An 18,133-nucleotide genomic window follows, 5' to 3' on the forward strand; every position below is an offset into this window, starting at 1 on the left:
GGGCTCTAACGGAACAACGGAACAAGGGAGCGGAATGAGGTCATTTACGCACTCTAACGAAACTACGAAACGCTATTAAGGCAATATGGGACCTTTAATAAATCTAAGGAAACTGGGACTCGCTATTAAGCTAAAAAGACAACCAAAACGCTCAATTTCGCTCGATTAACGATATGTAGTTTCGTTACATTTTTTGTGTTAGCATTTTTGGGGGTATAAGGTTTCTCAGTTTCGTTAGCTGCACTTTAAGAAAGGATGGGACGCCGAACTGCTGAAGACCCAACCGCAATCCTAAAAAAAGAGCGCTGCTGTATGCAGACACTCTTTTTAACATTTAATCTTATGAGAGGAAGGGGGAAGCCGCTCATAAGGAGGAATATGCCGAATTTCGCTAGAAGCGCATGCTTCTGCGCTCGATTATGACGCCGTATGATGGCGACCGCCGCGAGCGGGTGTTTACCGCCCGTTTTTTTGCTTCATTTTCTTTTTAAGCACTTCTTGGAAGGTTACCGTTTGCTGGTCGGAATTTTTCTTCTGCGGCGTTAAGACCTGAGGTCTTGGGTAGGCATGGTGAAAGGGAATAATTTGCGGAACATTCATCATTTTCTCCTCCTTTAACAGGTCCGTCACCGCGTCAGGGTTAAACCACCGCAGCTCTATACTATTTCATTACCCTCTCTTTTTTGCTTTCAAACATCATTTTATCAATAATGTGAGAAAAATCATGGTTATTTTGTAGCAATTCATGGAATTAGGACTGGCGATGCAGATTGCCGTAATTGGCACATAAATTGATACGACATTTTATGTCGTATCTTATGTTCTATAATGGGCATGTGATTTGCAACAATTGATGGAAGGAGGTCGATATGATTATGGCAAAAACAAAAAGAGGCCGCGCATTGTGGAGCCTGCCGTCCAGAGGCCGGGGGACATGTCCTGTTTGCAGCAGCACGCGGATCAAGCTTTTGTATGCGCGTACTGCAGCGGATGGAACACAGCTTAAAGTATGCAAGAAGTGCTTCAAAGCCGAGCAGGGGAGAATCGATGCAGTTGGTCAAGCAAGATAATAAACATCGCAACAAAAATGGCTGAATGTGGCAAACCGTGGGTACCGCGCTCTAAAGGAACGGATATGCCAAAAAATGGCTTGAATCTGTGAGTGGACTGATGCTTCAATTAAGCTGCAAGGTTCTACCTGAGATAAGGGGGCAGCCGGAGATGAGCAATATGCATCGAATTCATTGGTTTGACCAGATGATCAGGGAGGGACATTATCCGAACAGCAAAGATATGGCCCTCCAGTTTGAAATATCCAGGAGGCAGGCGCAGCGGGATATTGAATATTTGACCGTTTCCCTGCGGGCTCCGCTCCTATACATAGCCAAATATCGGGGGTATTGTTACGAGGACGCCACGTACGTGCTGCCGCATTTATACATAACGGAAGAAGAAAAGAGCGTGCTGAAGTTTTTGGCGCGGAAATATGGGCAGTACAGCAGCGATTACCCGGCTGGCGTACAGCGGGTTGCCCATCTGCTCGGCAAATTTGCGGGAGAAGAGGAGGACGGGGCAGAAAGGCGCCTGCCCTTTTTTGAAGCGGACCCGCATCTTATCCAAATTAGCGGACAGCTTTCGTTTGCGATTGCCCATCGAAAAATCGTACATCTTCATTACCGGCACGAAGGCGAAGAGATCCAGCTTGATATTTGCCCGACGAAGCTGGTATCCAAATACAATGCCGACTACGTTGCCGCTTTTGCTCCAGGCAGTGAGCGCCTGCGTTTATTTCGTTTGGACGAAATCATAAGTTTGCAAATAACGTCGCGGGTATTTGTGGAAGATGAATTGAATGGCGACATTTACGAGCAGAGCGGCACTCCGGCGCTTAAACCTTTTACAGCCCGCGTCAAACTGCATTCGGAGCTGTGTGAGGATTCATGGTATGGATACGCTGCCCGGCCGGTGGGAGAGCTTCATTATGATATCGATTTCTATGACGCGGATACGTTTATGCAGCAGCTTCTGCTTGCGCCTTGGCGGCGGCTTGATTCCCCGAAGTGGTTGAAAGCAAAGTTTAAGGATCAATGCGTGAAGGTTTTGAAGCACTTGGACGGAGAGGAGGAAAGTTGATGGGCGAAGTCATTCTTCATGATCTGGTGGTGCAAAGAGAGTCCAAGTCCTATACCGACAGTTTGTATGCTGTGTTAACCGCTGCCGGACGATTTAAAGGTCCGAAATTTATGCTGTCCGCACTGAGCGGCATGGCGTTTATTTTTACGGTGCATAAGCGGCTGCTTTCCTTTTCCGTGACGGCTTACGGGCAGTGGGGGATAGTCCATAAGCGTGCTGCCGACAGTTTGGGCGTTTATACGGTTACAGATGGCGGCCGAACGCGGCACCCTACCTTCCAGCATTATCAGCAGGAGGCCGTGCAGTGGATCAAATCCAGCATCGATGCAGGGCTTGGAGCAATCTATTGGATTCCAGAGTTTGGAGTCATTCACGGCTATGATGATGATGACCGGATTTTTTATGTGCTGGATGGGCATTCCAGTGAAAGCCGCATTCTTCTGTATGATAATTTTGGCATTAACTTTACCCCATTTTGGTGTGCGCAGATTTTTGGGGAGAACGTAGAAATTCCTGCGAAGGATATGGTCCTTGAAGCGCTGCGATTAGCGATGGACGAATGGGAGAAGCCTTATCCGGTCATGCCGAATCAAGACATTGCATCGGGAAGGCTGGCATACGCCTATTTGATTCAGGCCTTGGAGCAAGGAGATTATGATGAATTCGGCGCGGTGTATATTTTGGATACGTTCAGGGTTTCGCGAAAAGAGATTATGTTGTTTTTGCAGGAAGCCGTTTCGTTTTTCCCGGATTTGCGAGAGGCCGGCTTATGCTACAGCAAGCTTGTGGACATGACCGGAGGCCTGGATCTGTGGATTGGCAGCGGGACGGATGGACGGAAGGTGAACCGGGGGGACATCCCGGCTTTGGTTGCCATGCTGAAAGAGGCTCGGATGATGGAAGAGCAAGCGACGGACATCTTCAAACAAGTTTCGGGCCGGTATCCCGACTTGCAAAGAACAACGGTCCCCCGCTGGGGGCTGCATACCGCGAGGTAAGGAGGAGAAAAGGGGATGGGGACAAAAATAATCCGTGATTTGCATATGACGATCGATTGCAGATCTTATATCGATGCCATGCATGCGGTGTTATCCCATGCCGGCTGGACGGCGTATTCCAAAGCGGAATTATCCGGCATGACCGTGACCGGCTTTCGCCTGGCGGTTCATCGGCGGTTAACCTCCGAATCGGCGACGGCATACAACTGGGTGGCGGAAAATTTCCTTGCCGCGGATTTTTTGGGCGTCACAGCCTCGTCAGCTGCCGGCTTCTCCTTCCATCCTACGTTTCCTTTATATCGGGAGCAGGCGATATCGGACCTGAAAGCAGCTATAGACCGGGACGTCGGGGCGATATTCTGGAAGGACGGATTTGTAACAGCCGCAGGTTATGACGACCAAGCCGGAATGCTATATTATGACGATGGTTCCGGACGCGTACTGCAGCCGCTTTCTTACGGCGAATTCGGACGGAACAGCTCTCCATATTGGTATTACCAGGTGTTCGAAGATAAGATTGACCTTGATCCTATTGAAGTATATAAGGAATCTTTAATGCAGGCTGTCTATAAATGGGAAATGCATGATCTGATGCTTCCTGAAGCGGACTATGCTTGCGGCTCCGAAGCCTATGAGGCAATCAAGCAGGCGTTACGCACCGGGGAATTTGATCCCATTCAGGCCGGAGAGGTGTTTCAGTGTTATGCTTGCGCCAAAAGCGACATCAGCGAATATATGGATAAGCTTCATTCGCTGTGGCCGCAGCTTCGTTCGGCGGCTGCAGCTTACGGCAGAACCGCAGCTTTATTTCATGATGTACTGGACGCCGTCGCGAGGGGGGGAATGGAAGATTGGTCCGAGCAGGGAGTTAGGCAGGAGCTTGTCCACTTGTTCGCTGAGGCGCAGAGGTCGGAGCAGGAGGGAATCGACTGCATTAAAGGATTTATGCGCGAACGGATCGGCAACCGCTTTGAACATGTCGGGCTTAGGTAGGCGGTGGACATCCGTCATGCAACGCCGCACCGCGCGGTACGAAGAAACCTCTCGCATTAAGGGGTGGAGCCATACGCAGCCGCGATGCTGGTGCCGGTTGGATATCCCGTAAAGCCTGAGCAAAGCTTGACAAACATTTGAAGAGAGCCTCATCGGATATGTTATGTGTAATGGACAGGGCACACCGGTAAATAGCTGCCCGGCACTGATTTAAAAGTGAAACTTGAAATATAAAAAAAGACCGTGAGCAGTTTGGTTGAATGAAGCGTGTCATTAGAGGGCAGTTCGGCGGTTCGGAAAAGGAAAGATGCAGAAGTACATCTTTTTTCATTGTTCTATAGGTAAAATAAGTAAATCCCTGCGATTCTGCATCCTTTCCAGCTCAAATATACATATTTGGCAGATATGACTGAAAAAGCCTGCATTTTTGCAGGCTTTTTCTTGTGAAAGCGATAGGGCGGCGGAAAAAGATGCAGATTTGCAGGCTTTCCCTCGCGGATTTAACTAGCAAGTCCTATCACGATGTTTCCGAAATCGAAAAAAGAAAAACTGCTGCTTTGCGATGATCTGCAGCTAATTTTTCTGCAACAAGCCAATCGAAAAACTGCGTGTGCGTCTACATTAAAGTTACTACAAGAAAAACGTCTGTCAACGAACTTATCCAAGAAGACAGGCCGCATTTAGCGGATGTTTTTCTTAATAAGATCCCCGCAAAGTATTTGGAATAAGCATCGAAGCCATAGGTTCCACTCCGTACTTTTGCTCCGCAAAAGCGCCCCTCTTTGAGAGGCGCCCTTACTTCTTTCCGATACTCTCAGTACTTTTGCTTCGCAAAAGCGCCCTTCAGGCGTCGGACTTCTTTCCGATACACTTTGTGGGGCTATTTTGCCATTATAGAATGACTTAAGCTCGGCTTAAACCGTATATATCCATATAAAAATGGCGGCACAAGACGTATCTCTTGTGCCGCCATTTCGTGAAACAGTAAGTTGGTTCCTGGTTACAGATTATTGATTAGCGATCATTTGACGAAGCACGGTTTGCAGAATGCCGCCGTTGTGGTAGTAGTCCACATCCACCATGCTGTCCAGACGTGCGGTAACCGGGAATTCGAATTTTGTTCCGTCTTCGCGGATTGCGACCACCGTCAGGGTCTGGCCTGGTTTAACATCATTGCTCAGCCCATTGATGCTGAATGTTTCCCGGCCTGTCAGGCCAAGGTCCTTCCAGCCATGTCCGTCCTGGAACTGCAATGGCAGGACGCCCATGCCGACGAGGTTGCTGCGGTGAATCCGTTCGAAGCTTTCAGCGATAACCGCTTTAACACCCAGGAGGTAGGTACCTTTGGCCGCCCAGTCGCGGGAGCTGCCTGTACCGTATTCCTTGCCGGCGATTACGACGAGGTTGCGGTCGCCTTGCTGATATTTCATGGATGCGTCATAAATGGACATCACTTCATCCGTAGGCAGGTAAGTTGTTACGCCGCCTTCCGTTCCAGGAGCTACCTGGTTGCGGATCCGGATGTTGGCGAAGGTGCCGCGCATCATGACTTCATGGTTGCCGCGGCGGGAGCCGTAGGAGTTGAAGTCTTTGCGTTCTACGCCATGCTCTTTCAGGTACAAACCTGCAGGGCTGGTTGGCGAAATGTTGCCGGCAGGAGAGATATGGTCCGTTGTGACGGAATCTCCGAGCAGGGCAAGTACATTGGCATCCTTGATGTCATTAATGTCGTTCAGTTCGGTACCCAGGTTCTTGAAGAACGGAGGATTTTGGATATAGGTGGATTTTTCATCCCACTCATACAGCTCGCCTTCCGGAACCGAAATCGCGTTCCAGCGTTCATTGGCGGTAAATACGTTCGCGTATTTTTGACGGAACATTTCCGCGTTGAGCGACAGGTTGATCGCTTCTTTGATCTCTTCGGAAGTTGGCCAGATATCTTTCAGATAGACAGGTTCGCCTTGTTGGTCGTGACCGATCGGATCGTTTTGCAGATCGATGTTGACGGTTCCGGCCAGGGCATACGCAACGACGAGCGGAGGCGAAGCCAGGTAGTTGGCCTTAACCTGCGCATGGACGCGGCCTTCGAAGTTACGGTTGCCGGAGAGTACTGCAGCGACTGTCATATCGTTATCCGTGATGGCTTGGCTGACTTCATCCGGAAGCGGACCGGAGTTGCCGATACATGTCGCGCAGCCATAACCTGCCACATAGAAGCCGAGAGCTTCGAGTGATTCCAGCAGGCCTGCTTTTTTCAGATATTCGGTAACGACAAGGGAGCCTGGCGTCAAGCTGCTTTTTACGTAGCCAGGTTTTTTCAGGCCGCGTTCAACCGCTTTTTTCGCCAAAATGCCCGCACCCAGCATAACGCTTGGGTTGGATGTGTTCGTACAGCTGGTGATCGCTGCGATCACGACTGCGCCGGCGCTCATTTCGCTAGTCGTACCGTCTTGATGCTTCACGGTTACTTTCTCTTCGATTTTGGCATCGCTGAGGCCGTAGCCGCCTTTATCGATTGGCGTACGAATGATGTCGTTAAAGGATTGCTTCATGTTCGTCAATTCGATGCGGTCTTGCGGACGTTTAGGTCCGGCAAGGCTCGGTACGACGGAAGCAAGATCCAGTTCGATAACGTCCGTGAATTCCGGATCTTCCGTATCAGAGGTGCGGAACATGCCTTGCGCTTTATAGTAAGCTTCAACCAGCGCGATTTGCTCTTCGGAGCGGCCGGTATTGCGCAAGTAAGACAATGTTTCGCTGTCGACAGGGAAAAAGCCGATCGTTGCGCCGTATTCCGGTGCCATGTTCGCAACCGTAGCGCGGTCTGCCAGGCTGATGTTAGCCAATCCAGGGCCGAAGAACTCGACGAATTTGCCGACAACGCCTTTTTTACGCAGCATTTGCGTAACGGTCAGGGCCAGGTCGGTTGCCGTAGCGCCTTCGGACAGGCTGCCTGTCAGTTTAAAGCCGATAACGTCAGGAGTCACGAAATACAGCGGTTGTCCGAGCATTCCTGCTTCGGCTTCGATCCCGCCAACACCCCAGCCTACGACGCCAAGACCGTTGATCATGGTGGTATGGGAGTCCGTGCCTACGAGCGAGTCTGGATATACGACGGTTTCGCCGTCAATCGTTTTGGTGGCTGCAACCGATGCCAGATATTCCAGGTTAACCTGGTGAACAATGCCTGTAGCCGGAGGAACGGCGCGGAAATTGTTGAATGCGGTTTGCGCCCAGCGCAGGAAGCGGTAGCGCTCTTCGTTTCGTTCAAATTCGACTTTCATGTTATAGTTCAGCGCTTCTGGCGTTCCGAACGCGTCGACCATAACGGAGTGGTCAATAACCAGATCGACCGGTACGAGCGGATTGATCTTCTTCGGATCCCCGCCGGCTTTCTTTACGGTGTCGCGCATTGCCGCAAGGTCAACGACAACCGGTACGCCTGTAAAGTCTTGAAGCACGATCCGAGCGGGAATGAACGGGATTTCCTTGTTTTGGCCAAGGCCTTCATTCCATTTTGCAAGCTGGTTAACATGCTCCTCGGTAATGGCGCGTCCGTCGAACTGGCGGACAGCAGCTTCCAGAAGCACTCTGATCGAGAACGGGAGCTTGGAGACGTTGCCGAGTCCTTGTTCTTCAAGCGCCTGCAGACTGTGGTATCGATAGGTTTTGCCGCTGACTTCCAAGCTGCGGACGGTGGAGAATTGATCCTTTGCTGTCATACATGTACCTCCTTAAGAATGTGGTCAATGTGAACATTTTCAGTGGGATGGCGATAAGCGATAGGGCAATCACTTTGCCGTTCCTTGTTTCACTAGATGAAACGTAATTTCAAAATAGTGAGCTTTGATTTTAGTATACCGTTTACAAGACGGTGAGTAAAGAACTTTTTGCGTCTATTTATATGAAACGAAAGGGAGGATTTCCGGACCCGGCAAACCTCTGGATGAAGCTTAAATCCTTGGCGGGAACCATAAATGGAAAGGGATAGGCCGATGTAAATCATTCTTTCCTTGCCGCCTCCGAAAAAAACCTGAACTTCAGTTACGGCTCATAGCGGCTCGTTTCATTTCATATATGTAATACAAGAAGCCGTTTCATAAAGGGGTATAAGCTGCTTTAGGATGGCAAACGGCTGCAAGTTAACGGTAATGAGAGGGGAATAGAGCGGATGGATAAGGAATGGAAACAGACACTCTACACCTATGTGAATCAATATAACCAACATCAAATTGATTACAGATCGCAGCAAATGCAGCAGGTTATCACCGATCCGGCATATTTGATGGCCAGGGCGGACCGATCCTACCGTCTTTCGCATTGGTATTCGGAGCGGGGAGCCCGGCCGCTGCGCAGCGAAACGAGGGCCAAGCTGCTGAGGACGATTCGGGACACTCCCGAAGAGGCTGTCATTGACGTGCAATTGCATGTACAGCTTTTTTATGAAAAAGGCGGAGTTAACCATGTGGAAGAAATGGTCCAGAGAGAGCGCTTGACGCTGATCCGCGACGGGAATGATTGGGTCATCGTGTCCATAGAAAATCTTTCGCCGGAAAAGCATCCCGTAGCCGCAGGGGGACATATGCCGGAAATACCGCAAAACCATGCTTACCATCAAGGCGGCAGTCCACAGCCTTATCTGAATTCGTATATTCTTCAAGGGGGCGGACCCGGACGCAAGTCAATCAAGTATCGGCGCGAGGTAGCCGCGGCGTATGCCGATAAGTGGTGGAATTCCTATAATCCGGAGTTCACCGAATTCGACGTGGATTGCACGAATTATATCTCGCAATGTCTCTTTGCAGGGGATGCGCCGATCAACTATACTGGTAAAAGAGAAGCGGGCTGGTGGTACAAAGGATATGTCGGCGGGAAGGAATGGTGGAGTTACAGCTGGGCAGTCTCCAACGCACTTGCGGCTCACCTTACGGCGAGCGCCTGGGGAGTCCGCGGCGAGGTGGTGGAACGTCCGGAGCAGCTTATGCTGGGCGATGTCATTTTTTATGACTGGGACGGAAACGGGTCCTTTCAACATTCGACAATTGTGACCGCTTTCGACGCCGGCGGACAGCCGCTGGTAAACGCACATACCGTCAGCAGCAAACACCGTTATTGGGATTATAAGGATTCCTATGCATGGACCGAAAATACCGTATACCGATTTTTGCATATTCCGGACTACTTCTAGAGCGTTATAATGGTTATATGAGCAACAGCAGCAGGAACAACCTGCAATACAGTGAAAAAGAGAGAGGTTAGGCATGGGGAACAACAAGATAACCGTAGGGCTTGTATACGGCGGCAAATCTGGCGAGCATGAGGTGTCGCTGCAAACGGCTTTTGCGGTCATGAACGCCTTCGATTACGATAAATACGAGCTGATTCCGTTCTACATCACGAAACAAGGGGAATGGAGAAAGGGCGGCAAGATGTCGGCGCCGCTGGATAAAGTAGAGAAGCTCAAACTGGAGCATGGCAGCGAAGGAACCGAAGGAGCGCTCAGCGCGATTTTCAGCCGCTTGTATGGCGGGGAAGCCGCGGTGGATTTGATGTTTCCGCTTCTTCACGGAACCTTTGGCGAAGACGGAACGATCCAGGGATTGTTCGAAATGGCGAACATTCCATACGTGGGCGCGGGGGTGCTGGCTTCTGCGGCCGGCATGGATAAGGTCGTGATGAAAAAGCTGTTCGCACAGGCCGGTCTTCCGCAATGCGGCTTCCGTTACTTTACCAAATCCCAGTGGGAACGTAACAGCTTTAATCTGATCATGGGCGTTGAAGACGATTTGGGCTACCCATGCTTCATCAAACCGGCCAACCTTGGATCCAGCGTAGGGATTTCCAAAGCCAGAAACCGCGATGAGCTTGAACGTGCGGTGGAGTTGGCCTTCCGGTATGACGTTAAAGTGATTGTTGAGGAATTCGTGGATGCTCGCGAAGTGGAGGTGGCCGTTCTTGGCAACCAGGAACCGATGGCTTCGGTACCCGGGGAGATCGTATCCTCCGCGGATTACTATGACTATGCGGCAAAATATACCGACGGACAATCGGAGATGATCATTCCGGCGCTTCTCGATTCCGAGGTGGCTGACCGCCTTCGCGAGGCGGCTCTGATTGCGTTTCAGGCGATTGAAGGCAGCGGCATTACCCGGGCCGACTTCTTCATCCGCAAATCCGACGGAGCCATTCTTATCAACGAAGTCAATACGATGCCGGGTTTTACCCCGTACAGCATGTATCCGCTCTTGTGGCGGGAGACGGGGCTCGGTTATCAATCGCTTCTTGACCGAATGATCGAGCTGGCCTTGGAGCGTTACGAGAGCAAACAGGCTTTAAGCTACACCAATGAGCCGTAACAGCGTTTATTAGATATTGCAGCGATCTAGGCGCGATCAAAAAAAGCGAGTCGGATTTGCACGGGAAAAGCCCGTCATTACGCTGCTTTTTCGCAAATCGGATTGTCTATTATTTTTTTTGATCGCGCTCAAAAAGTGTCCGGCCGGCGGCAGCAAGTGGCCGGGCATCTTTTCAATCAAAGAAAGGAAGGTGTATGGATGGGATTTCAAACGGAATTCAACTCCGTGTGCAAATTCAAAAGCGAGCAGGAGCTGTACGAGCTTCTGGAATACGGGCGCGGTAAAATGGTCAAGCAGGGCCTGCGCGTATTTCCTACCGGGCAAAAGGTGATCGCCTATACGCCGGATAATGTTGCGGTAGCGATCGTTAAAATCATGGGCTGCATCGCCGAAATCAATTTTCAGGGACAGGAAGTTACCGAAGTCGAGATGGAACTGATCCGCAAGCTGAATGAGGAAGAGTCGCGGATTCAGACGAATTTGGCTTACGAAATGTTTTTTGGAGAACATAATCCTTAAGGTGTTATCAACAATGAGACCATAAGGAGCAGAAAAACATGATCGTCAGGTTCGGCTATGTGGCTATGTCAATGATAATTTAGGACTCCTCACCGTCCAAAACGATGACAATGGCGAGTTTCGGCAAACTGAATGACCGGGATGCGGCAATACGCAAGCTGGAGAGAATTGCGGAAATGAATTTGCACAATACGCTTCGGCTGTTGAAGCATAATATAGGCAATGACATCCGGGTCTACCGATTTTCTTCAAAGTTGATTCCGCTGGCCACCCATGAAGATTTGCAAGATTGGGATCCGTTTGCGGCGCTGAAGGACGCTTTTGCCGAGGTGGGACGGTATGTGCGCGATCATCAGATGAGAGTGTCTTTCCATCCGGATCATTTTACCGTTCTTAGCACGCCCCGGCAGGAAGTATTGCGGAGTTCGGTCCGGGACCTGCGGCATCATGTCAAAATGTTGAAGGCTATGGGATTGAACGCAACCGCCAAAAACAATATTCATATCGGAGGAGCTTATAAGGACAAGCTATCTGCAGCCGGACGCTTCAAAGAGCATTTTGATCTGCTCGATCCGGAAATTCAGAAACGTTTGACGCTTGAAAATGACGATAAGACGTTTACCGCAGCCGAAGCGCTGGAAGTATGCAAAGCAACCGGCCTGCCAATGGTGCTGGATATCCATCATCAATGGGTGAACAACGACGGCGAAAAGCCGTGGGAACTATGGCCTGACATTTTAAAGACCTGGACCGGTCCATTGGCGCAGGCAGACGCGAATCCGGGCCAGCCGCTGCCGCCTAAAATTCATGTCTCCAGCCCGAAAAATAGCCAAGAACCGCGCAGCCATGCCGATCTGGTCGACCCTGCTCCGCTGCTTGCCTTCTTGCGCGAAATTGCGGGTGCCACGCCTGCGGTCGACGTGATGATAGAAGCCAAGCACAAAGATGCTGCTTTATTTGACTTAATGAAGCATTTAGCGGATTATGAATCGGAGGGCATCAAAATTTTGAATGGGGCGAGCATCGATGTTTCGGGTTGAACACTGAATCGGAAAGGGCGCTTAAGTCGGAATTCTCTCCGGAAACCAGCGTTTCGGGCTGCTGCGGATTTTGCCGCAAGCGGTGAAATCGGGCGAAACTTTGAATCTTTCATAACGTATATTTTAGAAGATTACTATTTATTAGACTTGAGCTTGAGTAAGCCTTAATGAATGGATAACGATAACACAGAAAGTAGAGTGAGCGCTTTGAACCAAAAGGATAAAACTCCTTATGTCGTGACGAGCAAAAGCTATACCGCTGTGGCGATAAATGCCGCTTCCAAAGCGGGTGAATGGATTAAAACCAGATTGGGTACCGTAACACAATTAACAACCAAGTCCGCCGTCGGCGATTTGGTGACTGAAGTTGATAAAGGCGCGGAGCAAATGATCCGCAAGCTGATCTTTACCCACTTCCCGGATCATGCGATCCTTGGCGAAGAAGGCGTGGAGCCGGGACCCGAAGCATCGGCAAAGGCGCTTGAGAAGTACGCTGACGAAGAATATCTTTGGATCGTTGATCCCGTCGACGGCACGACCAATTTCGTGCACGGTTTTCCGTTCTTCTCCGTTTCGATTGCGCTGGCGCATAAAGGCGAGGTTATCGTCGGCGTTATTTATGATCCTTCGCGGGATGAAATGTTTGTGGCGGAAAAGGGCAAGGGCGCATATGTCCATGGCAAACGTATGAAGGTATCCGGAGAAACCACGCTTGAGCAAAGCCTGATCGCCACCGGTTTTCCGGTAGGACGTGACAGCACGCTTCCTGCAAACATGGCAGGACTTACGCATCTGGCGCCGAAAGTCCGTAATATCCGCTGCGGCGGTTCGGCCGCGCTGCATCTCGCTTATGTAGCTGCGGGACGGTTGACCGGCTTCTGGGAGATAGGCCTCAATGCCTGGGATATTGCGGCAGGTGCGCTGCTGGTGACGGAATCCGGCGGCCAAATCGGCGATACGAAAGGCGGCGCCTTCCATTTGGGCATACGTCAAGTCGTCGCTACGAACGGAGCCGTTCATGCAGAACTGGTGCAGGCTTTACAGGAAGCGGAGGCAACCGGGTTTGAAAACAGCTGAGGAATTTTCGGCTGCGTTTCCTCCTGTATGTAACAAGGTAAAAAACATATCGCAATAGGCCATTCGGGGCCAAAATCGCAAAGGAGTGTCTGGCTATGAGTGAAAACCATGATATAGAGCGGCAGCTCAGTGAGATGCTAACCGAAGGCGAAATGGAAGAGAAGCAGGACCGCAAGGATCAGGAACGGGAACTGATCTCTCCAAGATATGAAATCCGGGTTCAAACCGAATTGGATCCGATCGTGGAAGAAACGCTGAAATACCGCAGCATGGCGCGGGAGCTTGATGACCGGTATGATCGCTATTTGGAAAAAACGAAAAAAGAGAAGCCGGAAACAAAGCCCGCTGAAGATTAAAGGGGCCATGATTTGAACCAAAGCCTTTATGGATCGCTTATAGCGAATTCATAAGGGCTTTTTTGCTGCTGCAATTATTTGACTCCAAGAAATGTCGCAAAACGGTTAACCGCTCTAACAGAAGATGGTAAAATGGAGAAAGCCCAGCACCTGACGGTAGACTGGGTTTTCATTGGCGAGAAGGAGTGGTTTAATGCGAAAATCTTTTAAAAAGTACATATCCGCCGTTTCGACGGCGGTACTGATGTCCACCATGCTGCTCGGGGCAGCTTCGGCCGCGCCAGCCGCAAATGATGCGGGGGACAAGCAGCCGTACCGGATCGTCGCCCTTGGCGACTCGCTCACGGTAGGTTATGAGCCGGGGAAAAGCGAAACCGACCTTCCTTACGGATTCGTTGACCGCTTGCAGGAGCAAGCCTTGCTGCATGGGCGGGCAGAAACGGTCAACGTTGGCATCGCCGGCTTGAAAAGCGCCGGACTGCTAAATTTCGTGGAAGCGGTGAAGAAGGGCGAAGCGATTACGGCCGATGAGATCCAGCCGAAGCTGCCGGATCCGCGTACGCCGCAAATCGGCGCCGCGGCTGCGGAGACCAAAGCAGACCTGGCTAAAGCGGATATGATTACCATTACGATCGGCGGAAACGACATGTCTGAACTGCTAAGTACGGCAGGCAAGATGAGTGAAGCTGATTTGCAAACCAGTCTGGAGCAGATGTTCAAGCTCTACACAGACAATATGGGCGTGATCGTTACGGATCTGCATGAGCTGAACCCGAATGCGCTCATCGTGGTTGCCGACCAATATCAGCCGATGCCGGAGATTGCCGACGGCGCCTTATATCCGAAGCTGGAGAAAGCGGCGGAGGCCTTTACCGGTGTCATCGATAAAATGGCGGCAGGTTTTGTGGAAAAGGGCATTCAGGTGAAGGTAGCACATGTGGCCAAGGAGTTTGTCGGCGGCGAAGGCACAATGACCCACATCATTAAGGATCGGGACATCCATCCAAACCAGCTTGGTTATGAAACGATGGCCAAAGTATTTTCCAATGTCATTTGGGGAAGTTATACCAAGCTCGTTGCCCATGAAACGGGAGCGCCGATGGGCGTTATCGTCAAAGGGAAGGAGCTGGATACTCCGTATAAGCCGGTGATCCGGCAGAATATGAACTTCGTGGCGATCCAGGATATCGTGAGTGCCATCGGCGCCAAATCCAAATGGGATAACAAAACATCAAGCGCAACGATAACCTATGAAGGTCACACGGTTGTCATTACGATCGGTTCCAAGACGGTTCAAGTCGATGGCAAGCCGGTGCCTGTCGAAGCGGCGGCTTTCCTGAACAAGGTCGGCAATGAATCGAAGACCTACGTGCCGCTTGCGGCGCTAGCGTCGGGCCTTGGCCTTGACGTACAGTATGTATCCAAACTCAGAACGGTATTTATTAATCCATAATAGAACGCAAAGTGAAGGCCCAGGGTTTCATACCCGGGGCCTTTTATTGTAAAGCGGCCAGTCTATGCCGGCTCCCTGAATTATTTGAAATAATCGATTCCCATCGCTTCCCGCACCTCGCTCATTGTTTGCGACGCCACTTTACGAGCTTTGGCGGTACCCGCCATCAGGATCTCATCGATGTCCTTGGGGCGGTTTTTGTACATTTCCCGCCGCTCGCGAATCGGCTTCATCACTTCTTCGATGGCTTCCATTACCAACTCTTTGCAGGCTGCGCAGCCGATGCCGCCTTTTTGGCACTGTTCCCGGATTTCTTCGCTGCCTTCATTGCGGAAAATGCAGTGATAACCGTAAATGGTGCAGATGTCGGGATGCCCGGGATCGGTTTTATGGATGCGGGCGGGATCGGTTTTGGCCCTCCGGATTTGCGTACGCACTTCTTCAGTGGATGAATCGAGGCAGATGGCATTGCCGAGGCTCTTGCTCATTTTGCTGCCGCCGTCAAGCCCTTCCAAACGTTCGCCGACAAGTATTTGCGGTTCGACCAGCACGGGCGCATACAGTTCATTGAAACGGCGCACGATCCGGCGGGTCTGCTCGATATGGGGAATCTGATCTTCTCCGGCAGGGACGAGCGACGCCTTGAAGGCGGTAATGTCCGCAGCCTGGCTGACCGGATATCCAAGAAAGCCATAATACAGATCCTCATAGCCGCGTTCCTGCGCTTCATGTTTGACCGTGGGGTTATGCCGCAGCGAGCTGACGCTAACGAACATCGAATAAAAAATCGTAAGCTCGGCGATTTCCGGAACCATGGATTGCACGAAAATGGTCGCCCGTTCCGGATCGATTCCGACGGACAAATAGTCCAGCGCCACTTGGCGCACGCTTTCGGCGAGCAGGCCGGGATTATGGAAATGGGTTGTTAACGCCTGCACGTCTGCCAGCATAATGTAGGTCTCGTATTGCTGCTGAAGCTGCACCCGGCTTTTCAGGCTGCCGACGTAATGGCCCAGATGCAGCTTGCCGGTTGTGCGGTCTCCAGTCAATACGACTTCCTGTTTGGGTTGTATCTCTGTTTGATTTGTCATTGTGATTCCTCCTAAAGTTTTGAATTGTCATTTGTTTGCCATCGCTTCGCCACCACCAGCCGTCATCCATGGCCATCACCTCCTAAAAAGCATGTATTCACAAACATTCGGGCGAGCAGACCGCATAAGAGATCTGATTCTGCGCTAACCAAAAAAAAGCTCCGTCCTGTGGAAAGCGATTGACCGGAGATTTCACTCGGTAGATCGGATTCCAAGGACGAAGCTGTCAGCTTCGCGGTGCCACCTTGATTGGCTGCCATTTCATGAGAAACGGGAGCCCTGCTCGTCAGGTACGGATTCGGCTGGCCGTGAAATCAGCCCCTCCTCGATACCCTGCCCCGGTTAACGGTGGGGACACGCCGCCTGTCCTACTGATCGCCGCCATAAACCCCTGCGGTTTTGTTCAGACCGGTCACTCCGAAGCCCACTTCCGCGCACGCCGCCACCGGCTCGCAGCATCCGCCGGTTCTCTGAAGACGATCTGTCCACGTACTCTTCTTCATCATCGTGATTAATGGGTACATTGTAACGCATTCGGTCGGAAAAGGGAATAGGCGTTATCAAGATCAATGCCTATGCGGGGCAGTGCCAATCTTAAGGATTCTTTATATTTTATTGAAAAAAGCCAAAGACTTTCGAGTTAAGCTTTAACTATAGACGAAGATTCAAAATAGTAAAGGGAGAATCGCTATGAATGAATATGATGCCAATCGAAATGAATGGAATCCGCCCGCATCGCAACCTGCAGCGTCTGGACATACACTCCGTCTGACATTTATGCTGGGCGTGGTTCTGCTGTTTGTGTTTTGTGCTTTTGTGCTTGCTGCCGCCGTTTTATTCCGGTATGGTGGTTCATCGCTTATTTATCACGCCAAGGATCTGATCGGAAGCGTAGTTCATCCCGGCGTGATGGCAGAGCGGCTTCGAGATTTGGTCGGGAATTTCCCCGGCTTGTGGGAACCGGTGAGATTTACACACTCTTACGGAAGCATGGCCGCATTTGTGCTGATCGGTTTTTTGCTGCCGCTGATCTACGGCCCGCGTTCCATGCCCCTGCAGAAGGTAATGCTGATTTGCTTCGGGTTTAGCATCACGCTGGAGCTGCTGCATCTCTTGCTTTATGTCGGTGCTTTGGATGTGAAAAGCATGGCGATGGACATGGCAGGCGGCGCGGTGGGATATTTGGTGTTTTACGGGCTGCAGCTGACGGTTTTGTCCAAGCGGTCCGGTAATAAGGAAGAACAGCGGTCAATCCAGAGACAGTGAGCGATGAGTAAGGGAGTAACCACGATGAATCCTTATGAAACGGTTCGAAACGAATGGAGCGATATCCATCATCGCCAAGCCGATCCACAAACGCATGATTCCAATCAACCCATCCGCATGACCGTCAAACTGGGCCTGATCCTGCTGTTTCTCGTTTACTTATATGTGCTCGTAAAGGTCATTTTGTTCAAGTTCGGAGGCTCGGGTCCCGAGTTCTACCTGCGGCAGCTGACCGAAAGCGTCACGAATCCCGAACGCATCGCGCAGCGGCTGCGGCTGATGAGCAATCTGACGCCGTTCCACGAAATTTCGAATAACATTCAGAGTCTGCGAAGCCCGACGAGTTTCATTAACTTCTTCGGGAATATCGTCGCCTTCATGCCGCTCGGGTTCCTGCTGCCGCTCATCTGCGGCTTCCGGTCCATGCGGCTGCTGAAGGTGCTCCTGATTTCCTTCGGCGTCAGCCTGGCGCTCGAAACGGCGCAGTTGGTGCTTGCGATCGGCACATTTGACGTCGACGACATGATCATGAACACCGCGGGCGGCGTACTGGGGTACGCGCTGCTTTGGATCATGCGCCTGATTTTCGCCCCGAAGCCGGGCAGAAAGCCGGATGAAGCTCAATCCGGAACGGCTTCATGACCCTTGACCCGCTAATAATCGCCTGCGTGGCCTTCAAAAGGCGGCCGTCCGGCCGCTTTTTGCATGCCGCAGGAACGAAGCGCCGTCCCGGAACCTCCGGATAAAGCAAGCGCAAGACCGCCGTCCGGCGGTCTTTTTGCTGTAGTGATCATTTTCGCGAATGGTCGCGCTTTTCCGATAAAAATATACTGGCAAGCCGGATAAAATGC

Annotated in this window: 16 protein-coding genes, 1 pseudogene and 1 other annotated feature; of the genes and pseudogenes, 13 read left to right on the forward strand and 4 right to left on the reverse strand. The window is 51.1% G+C overall.

Annotation, left to right across the window (positions count from 1 at the left end; genetic code table 11):
* Nucleotides 1-456: 456 nt before the first annotated feature.
* Nucleotides 457-603: a hypothetical protein gene (locus L6442_RS04025; RefSeq protein WP_194235062.1), complete on the reverse strand. Its 147-nt coding sequence runs from the start codon at nucleotides 601-603 to the stop codon at nucleotides 457-459.
* 272 nt (nucleotides 604-875) lie between these two features.
* Between L6442_RS04025 and L6442_RS04030 the strand changes: the two genes are divergently transcribed.
* The 4 genes from L6442_RS04030 to L6442_RS04045 all read left to right on the forward strand — a co-directional run bounded on the left by L6442_RS04030 (nucleotide 876) and on the right by L6442_RS04045 (nucleotide 4,124).
* Nucleotides 876-1,070: a hypothetical protein gene (locus tag L6442_RS04030; RefSeq protein WP_212980247.1), complete on the forward strand. Its 195-nt coding sequence runs from the start codon at nucleotides 876-878 to the stop codon at nucleotides 1,068-1,070.
* Nucleotides 1,071-1,221: 151 nt separating this feature from the next.
* Nucleotides 1,222-2,133 carry a helix-turn-helix transcriptional regulator gene (locus L6442_RS04035; protein ID WP_212980246.1) on the forward strand — a complete coding sequence of 304 codons (912 nt, stop codon included), beginning with the start codon at nucleotides 1,222-1,224 and terminating at the stop codon, nucleotides 2,131-2,133.
* Complete coding sequence (locus tag L6442_RS04040) at nucleotides 2,133-3,131, forward strand: cysteine peptidase family C39 domain-containing protein (protein WP_212980245.1); 999 nt, start codon at nucleotides 2,133-2,135, stop codon at nucleotides 3,129-3,131. Before L6442_RS04035 ends, L6442_RS04040 begins: the two co-directional genes overlap by 1 nt.
* Before the next feature lie 15 nt (nucleotides 3,132-3,146).
* Entirely contained in the window at nucleotides 3,147-4,124 is a 978-nt protein-coding gene (locus L6442_RS04045; protein WP_212980244.1) for a hypothetical protein, read from the forward strand.
* 1,007 nt (nucleotides 4,125-5,131) lie between these two features.
* Here L6442_RS04045 and acnA read toward each other — a convergent pair.
* Nucleotides 5,132-7,846, reverse strand: a complete 2,715-nt coding sequence (acnA, locus tag L6442_RS04050; protein WP_212980243.1) for an aconitate hydratase AcnA — start codon at nucleotides 7,844-7,846, stop codon at nucleotides 5,132-5,134.
* Nucleotides 7,847-8,295: 449 nt separating this feature from the next.
* On the opposite strand from acnA, the gene L6442_RS04055 reads away from it, so the two are divergent.
* The 7 genes and pseudogenes from L6442_RS04055 to L6442_RS04085 all read left to right on the forward strand — a co-directional run bounded on the left by L6442_RS04055 (nucleotide 8,296) and on the right by L6442_RS04085 (nucleotide 14,925).
* Nucleotides 8,296-9,312 carry an amidase domain-containing protein gene (locus tag L6442_RS04055; protein ID WP_194235068.1) on the forward strand — a complete coding sequence of 339 codons (1,017 nt, stop codon included), beginning with the start codon at nucleotides 8,296-8,298 and terminating at the stop codon, nucleotides 9,310-9,312.
* A gap of 73 nt (nucleotides 9,313-9,385) precedes the next feature.
* Entirely contained in the window at nucleotides 9,386-10,480 is a 1,095-nt protein-coding gene (locus L6442_RS04060; RefSeq protein ID WP_212980242.1) for a D-alanine--D-alanine ligase, read from the forward strand.
* Nucleotides 10,481-10,678: 198 nt separating this feature from the next.
* Nucleotides 10,679-10,999, forward strand: a complete 321-nt coding sequence (locus tag L6442_RS04065; protein ID WP_194235070.1) for a hypothetical protein — start codon at nucleotides 10,679-10,681, stop codon at nucleotides 10,997-10,999.
* 38 nt (nucleotides 11,000-11,037) lie between these two features.
* Nucleotides 11,038-12,039: pseudogene (uvsE, locus tag L6442_RS04070) on the forward strand (UV DNA damage repair endonuclease UvsE).
* Between the two features lie 207 nt (nucleotides 12,040-12,246).
* Nucleotides 12,247-13,116: an inositol monophosphatase family protein gene (locus tag L6442_RS04075; RefSeq protein WP_237100203.1), complete on the forward strand. Its 870-nt coding sequence runs from the start codon at nucleotides 12,247-12,249 to the stop codon at nucleotides 13,114-13,116.
* A 95-nt stretch (nucleotides 13,117-13,211) separates the two neighbouring features.
* A complete protein-coding gene (locus L6442_RS04080; RefSeq protein WP_194235073.1) occupies nucleotides 13,212-13,472 on the forward strand; it encodes a hypothetical protein in 261 nt (86 codons plus the stop codon).
* Nucleotides 13,473-13,665: 193 nt separating this feature from the next.
* Entirely contained in the window at nucleotides 13,666-14,925 is a 1,260-nt protein-coding gene (locus L6442_RS04085; RefSeq protein ID WP_212980240.1) for an SGNH/GDSL hydrolase family protein, read from the forward strand.
* 80 nt (nucleotides 14,926-15,005) lie between these two features.
* Here the strand turns inward: L6442_RS04085 and trpS are convergent, their stop codons facing one another.
* Nucleotides 15,006-16,016 carry a tryptophan--tRNA ligase gene (gene trpS, locus L6442_RS04090; RefSeq protein WP_212980239.1) on the reverse strand — a complete coding sequence of 337 codons (1,011 nt, stop codon included), beginning with the start codon at nucleotides 16,014-16,016 and terminating at the stop codon, nucleotides 15,006-15,008.
* A gap of 210 nt (nucleotides 16,017-16,226) precedes the next feature.
* Nucleotides 16,227-16,531 (reverse strand) — a binding site (T-box leader).
* A 175-nt stretch (nucleotides 16,532-16,706) separates the two neighbouring features.
* Between trpS and L6442_RS04095 the strand changes: the two genes are divergently transcribed.
* Both L6442_RS04095 and L6442_RS04100 read left to right on the forward strand, forming a co-directional pair.
* Entirely contained in the window at nucleotides 16,707-17,282 is a 576-nt protein-coding gene (locus L6442_RS04095) for a VanZ family protein (RefSeq protein WP_212980238.1), read from the forward strand.
* A gap of 24 nt (nucleotides 17,283-17,306) precedes the next feature.
* On the forward strand, nucleotides 17,307-17,924 hold the full coding sequence (locus tag L6442_RS04100) for a VanZ family protein (protein WP_212980237.1): 618 nt from the start codon (nucleotides 17,307-17,309) through the stop codon (nucleotides 17,922-17,924).
* Nucleotides 17,925-17,935: 11 nt separating this feature from the next.
* On the opposite strand, the gene L6442_RS04105 is transcribed toward L6442_RS04100, so the two are convergent.
* Nucleotides 17,936-18,076 carry a hypothetical protein gene (locus L6442_RS04105; RefSeq protein ID WP_212980236.1) on the reverse strand — a complete coding sequence of 47 codons (141 nt, stop codon included), beginning with the start codon at nucleotides 18,074-18,076 and terminating at the stop codon, nucleotides 17,936-17,938.
* Nucleotides 18,077-18,133: the final 57 nt, after the last annotated feature.

Origin of the sequence: Paenibacillus azoreducens, from assembly GCF_021654775.1 — a bacterium.
Taxonomy (GTDB): Bacteria; Bacillota; Bacilli; order Paenibacillales; family Paenibacillaceae; genus Paenibacillus_AQ; species Paenibacillus_AQ azoreducens.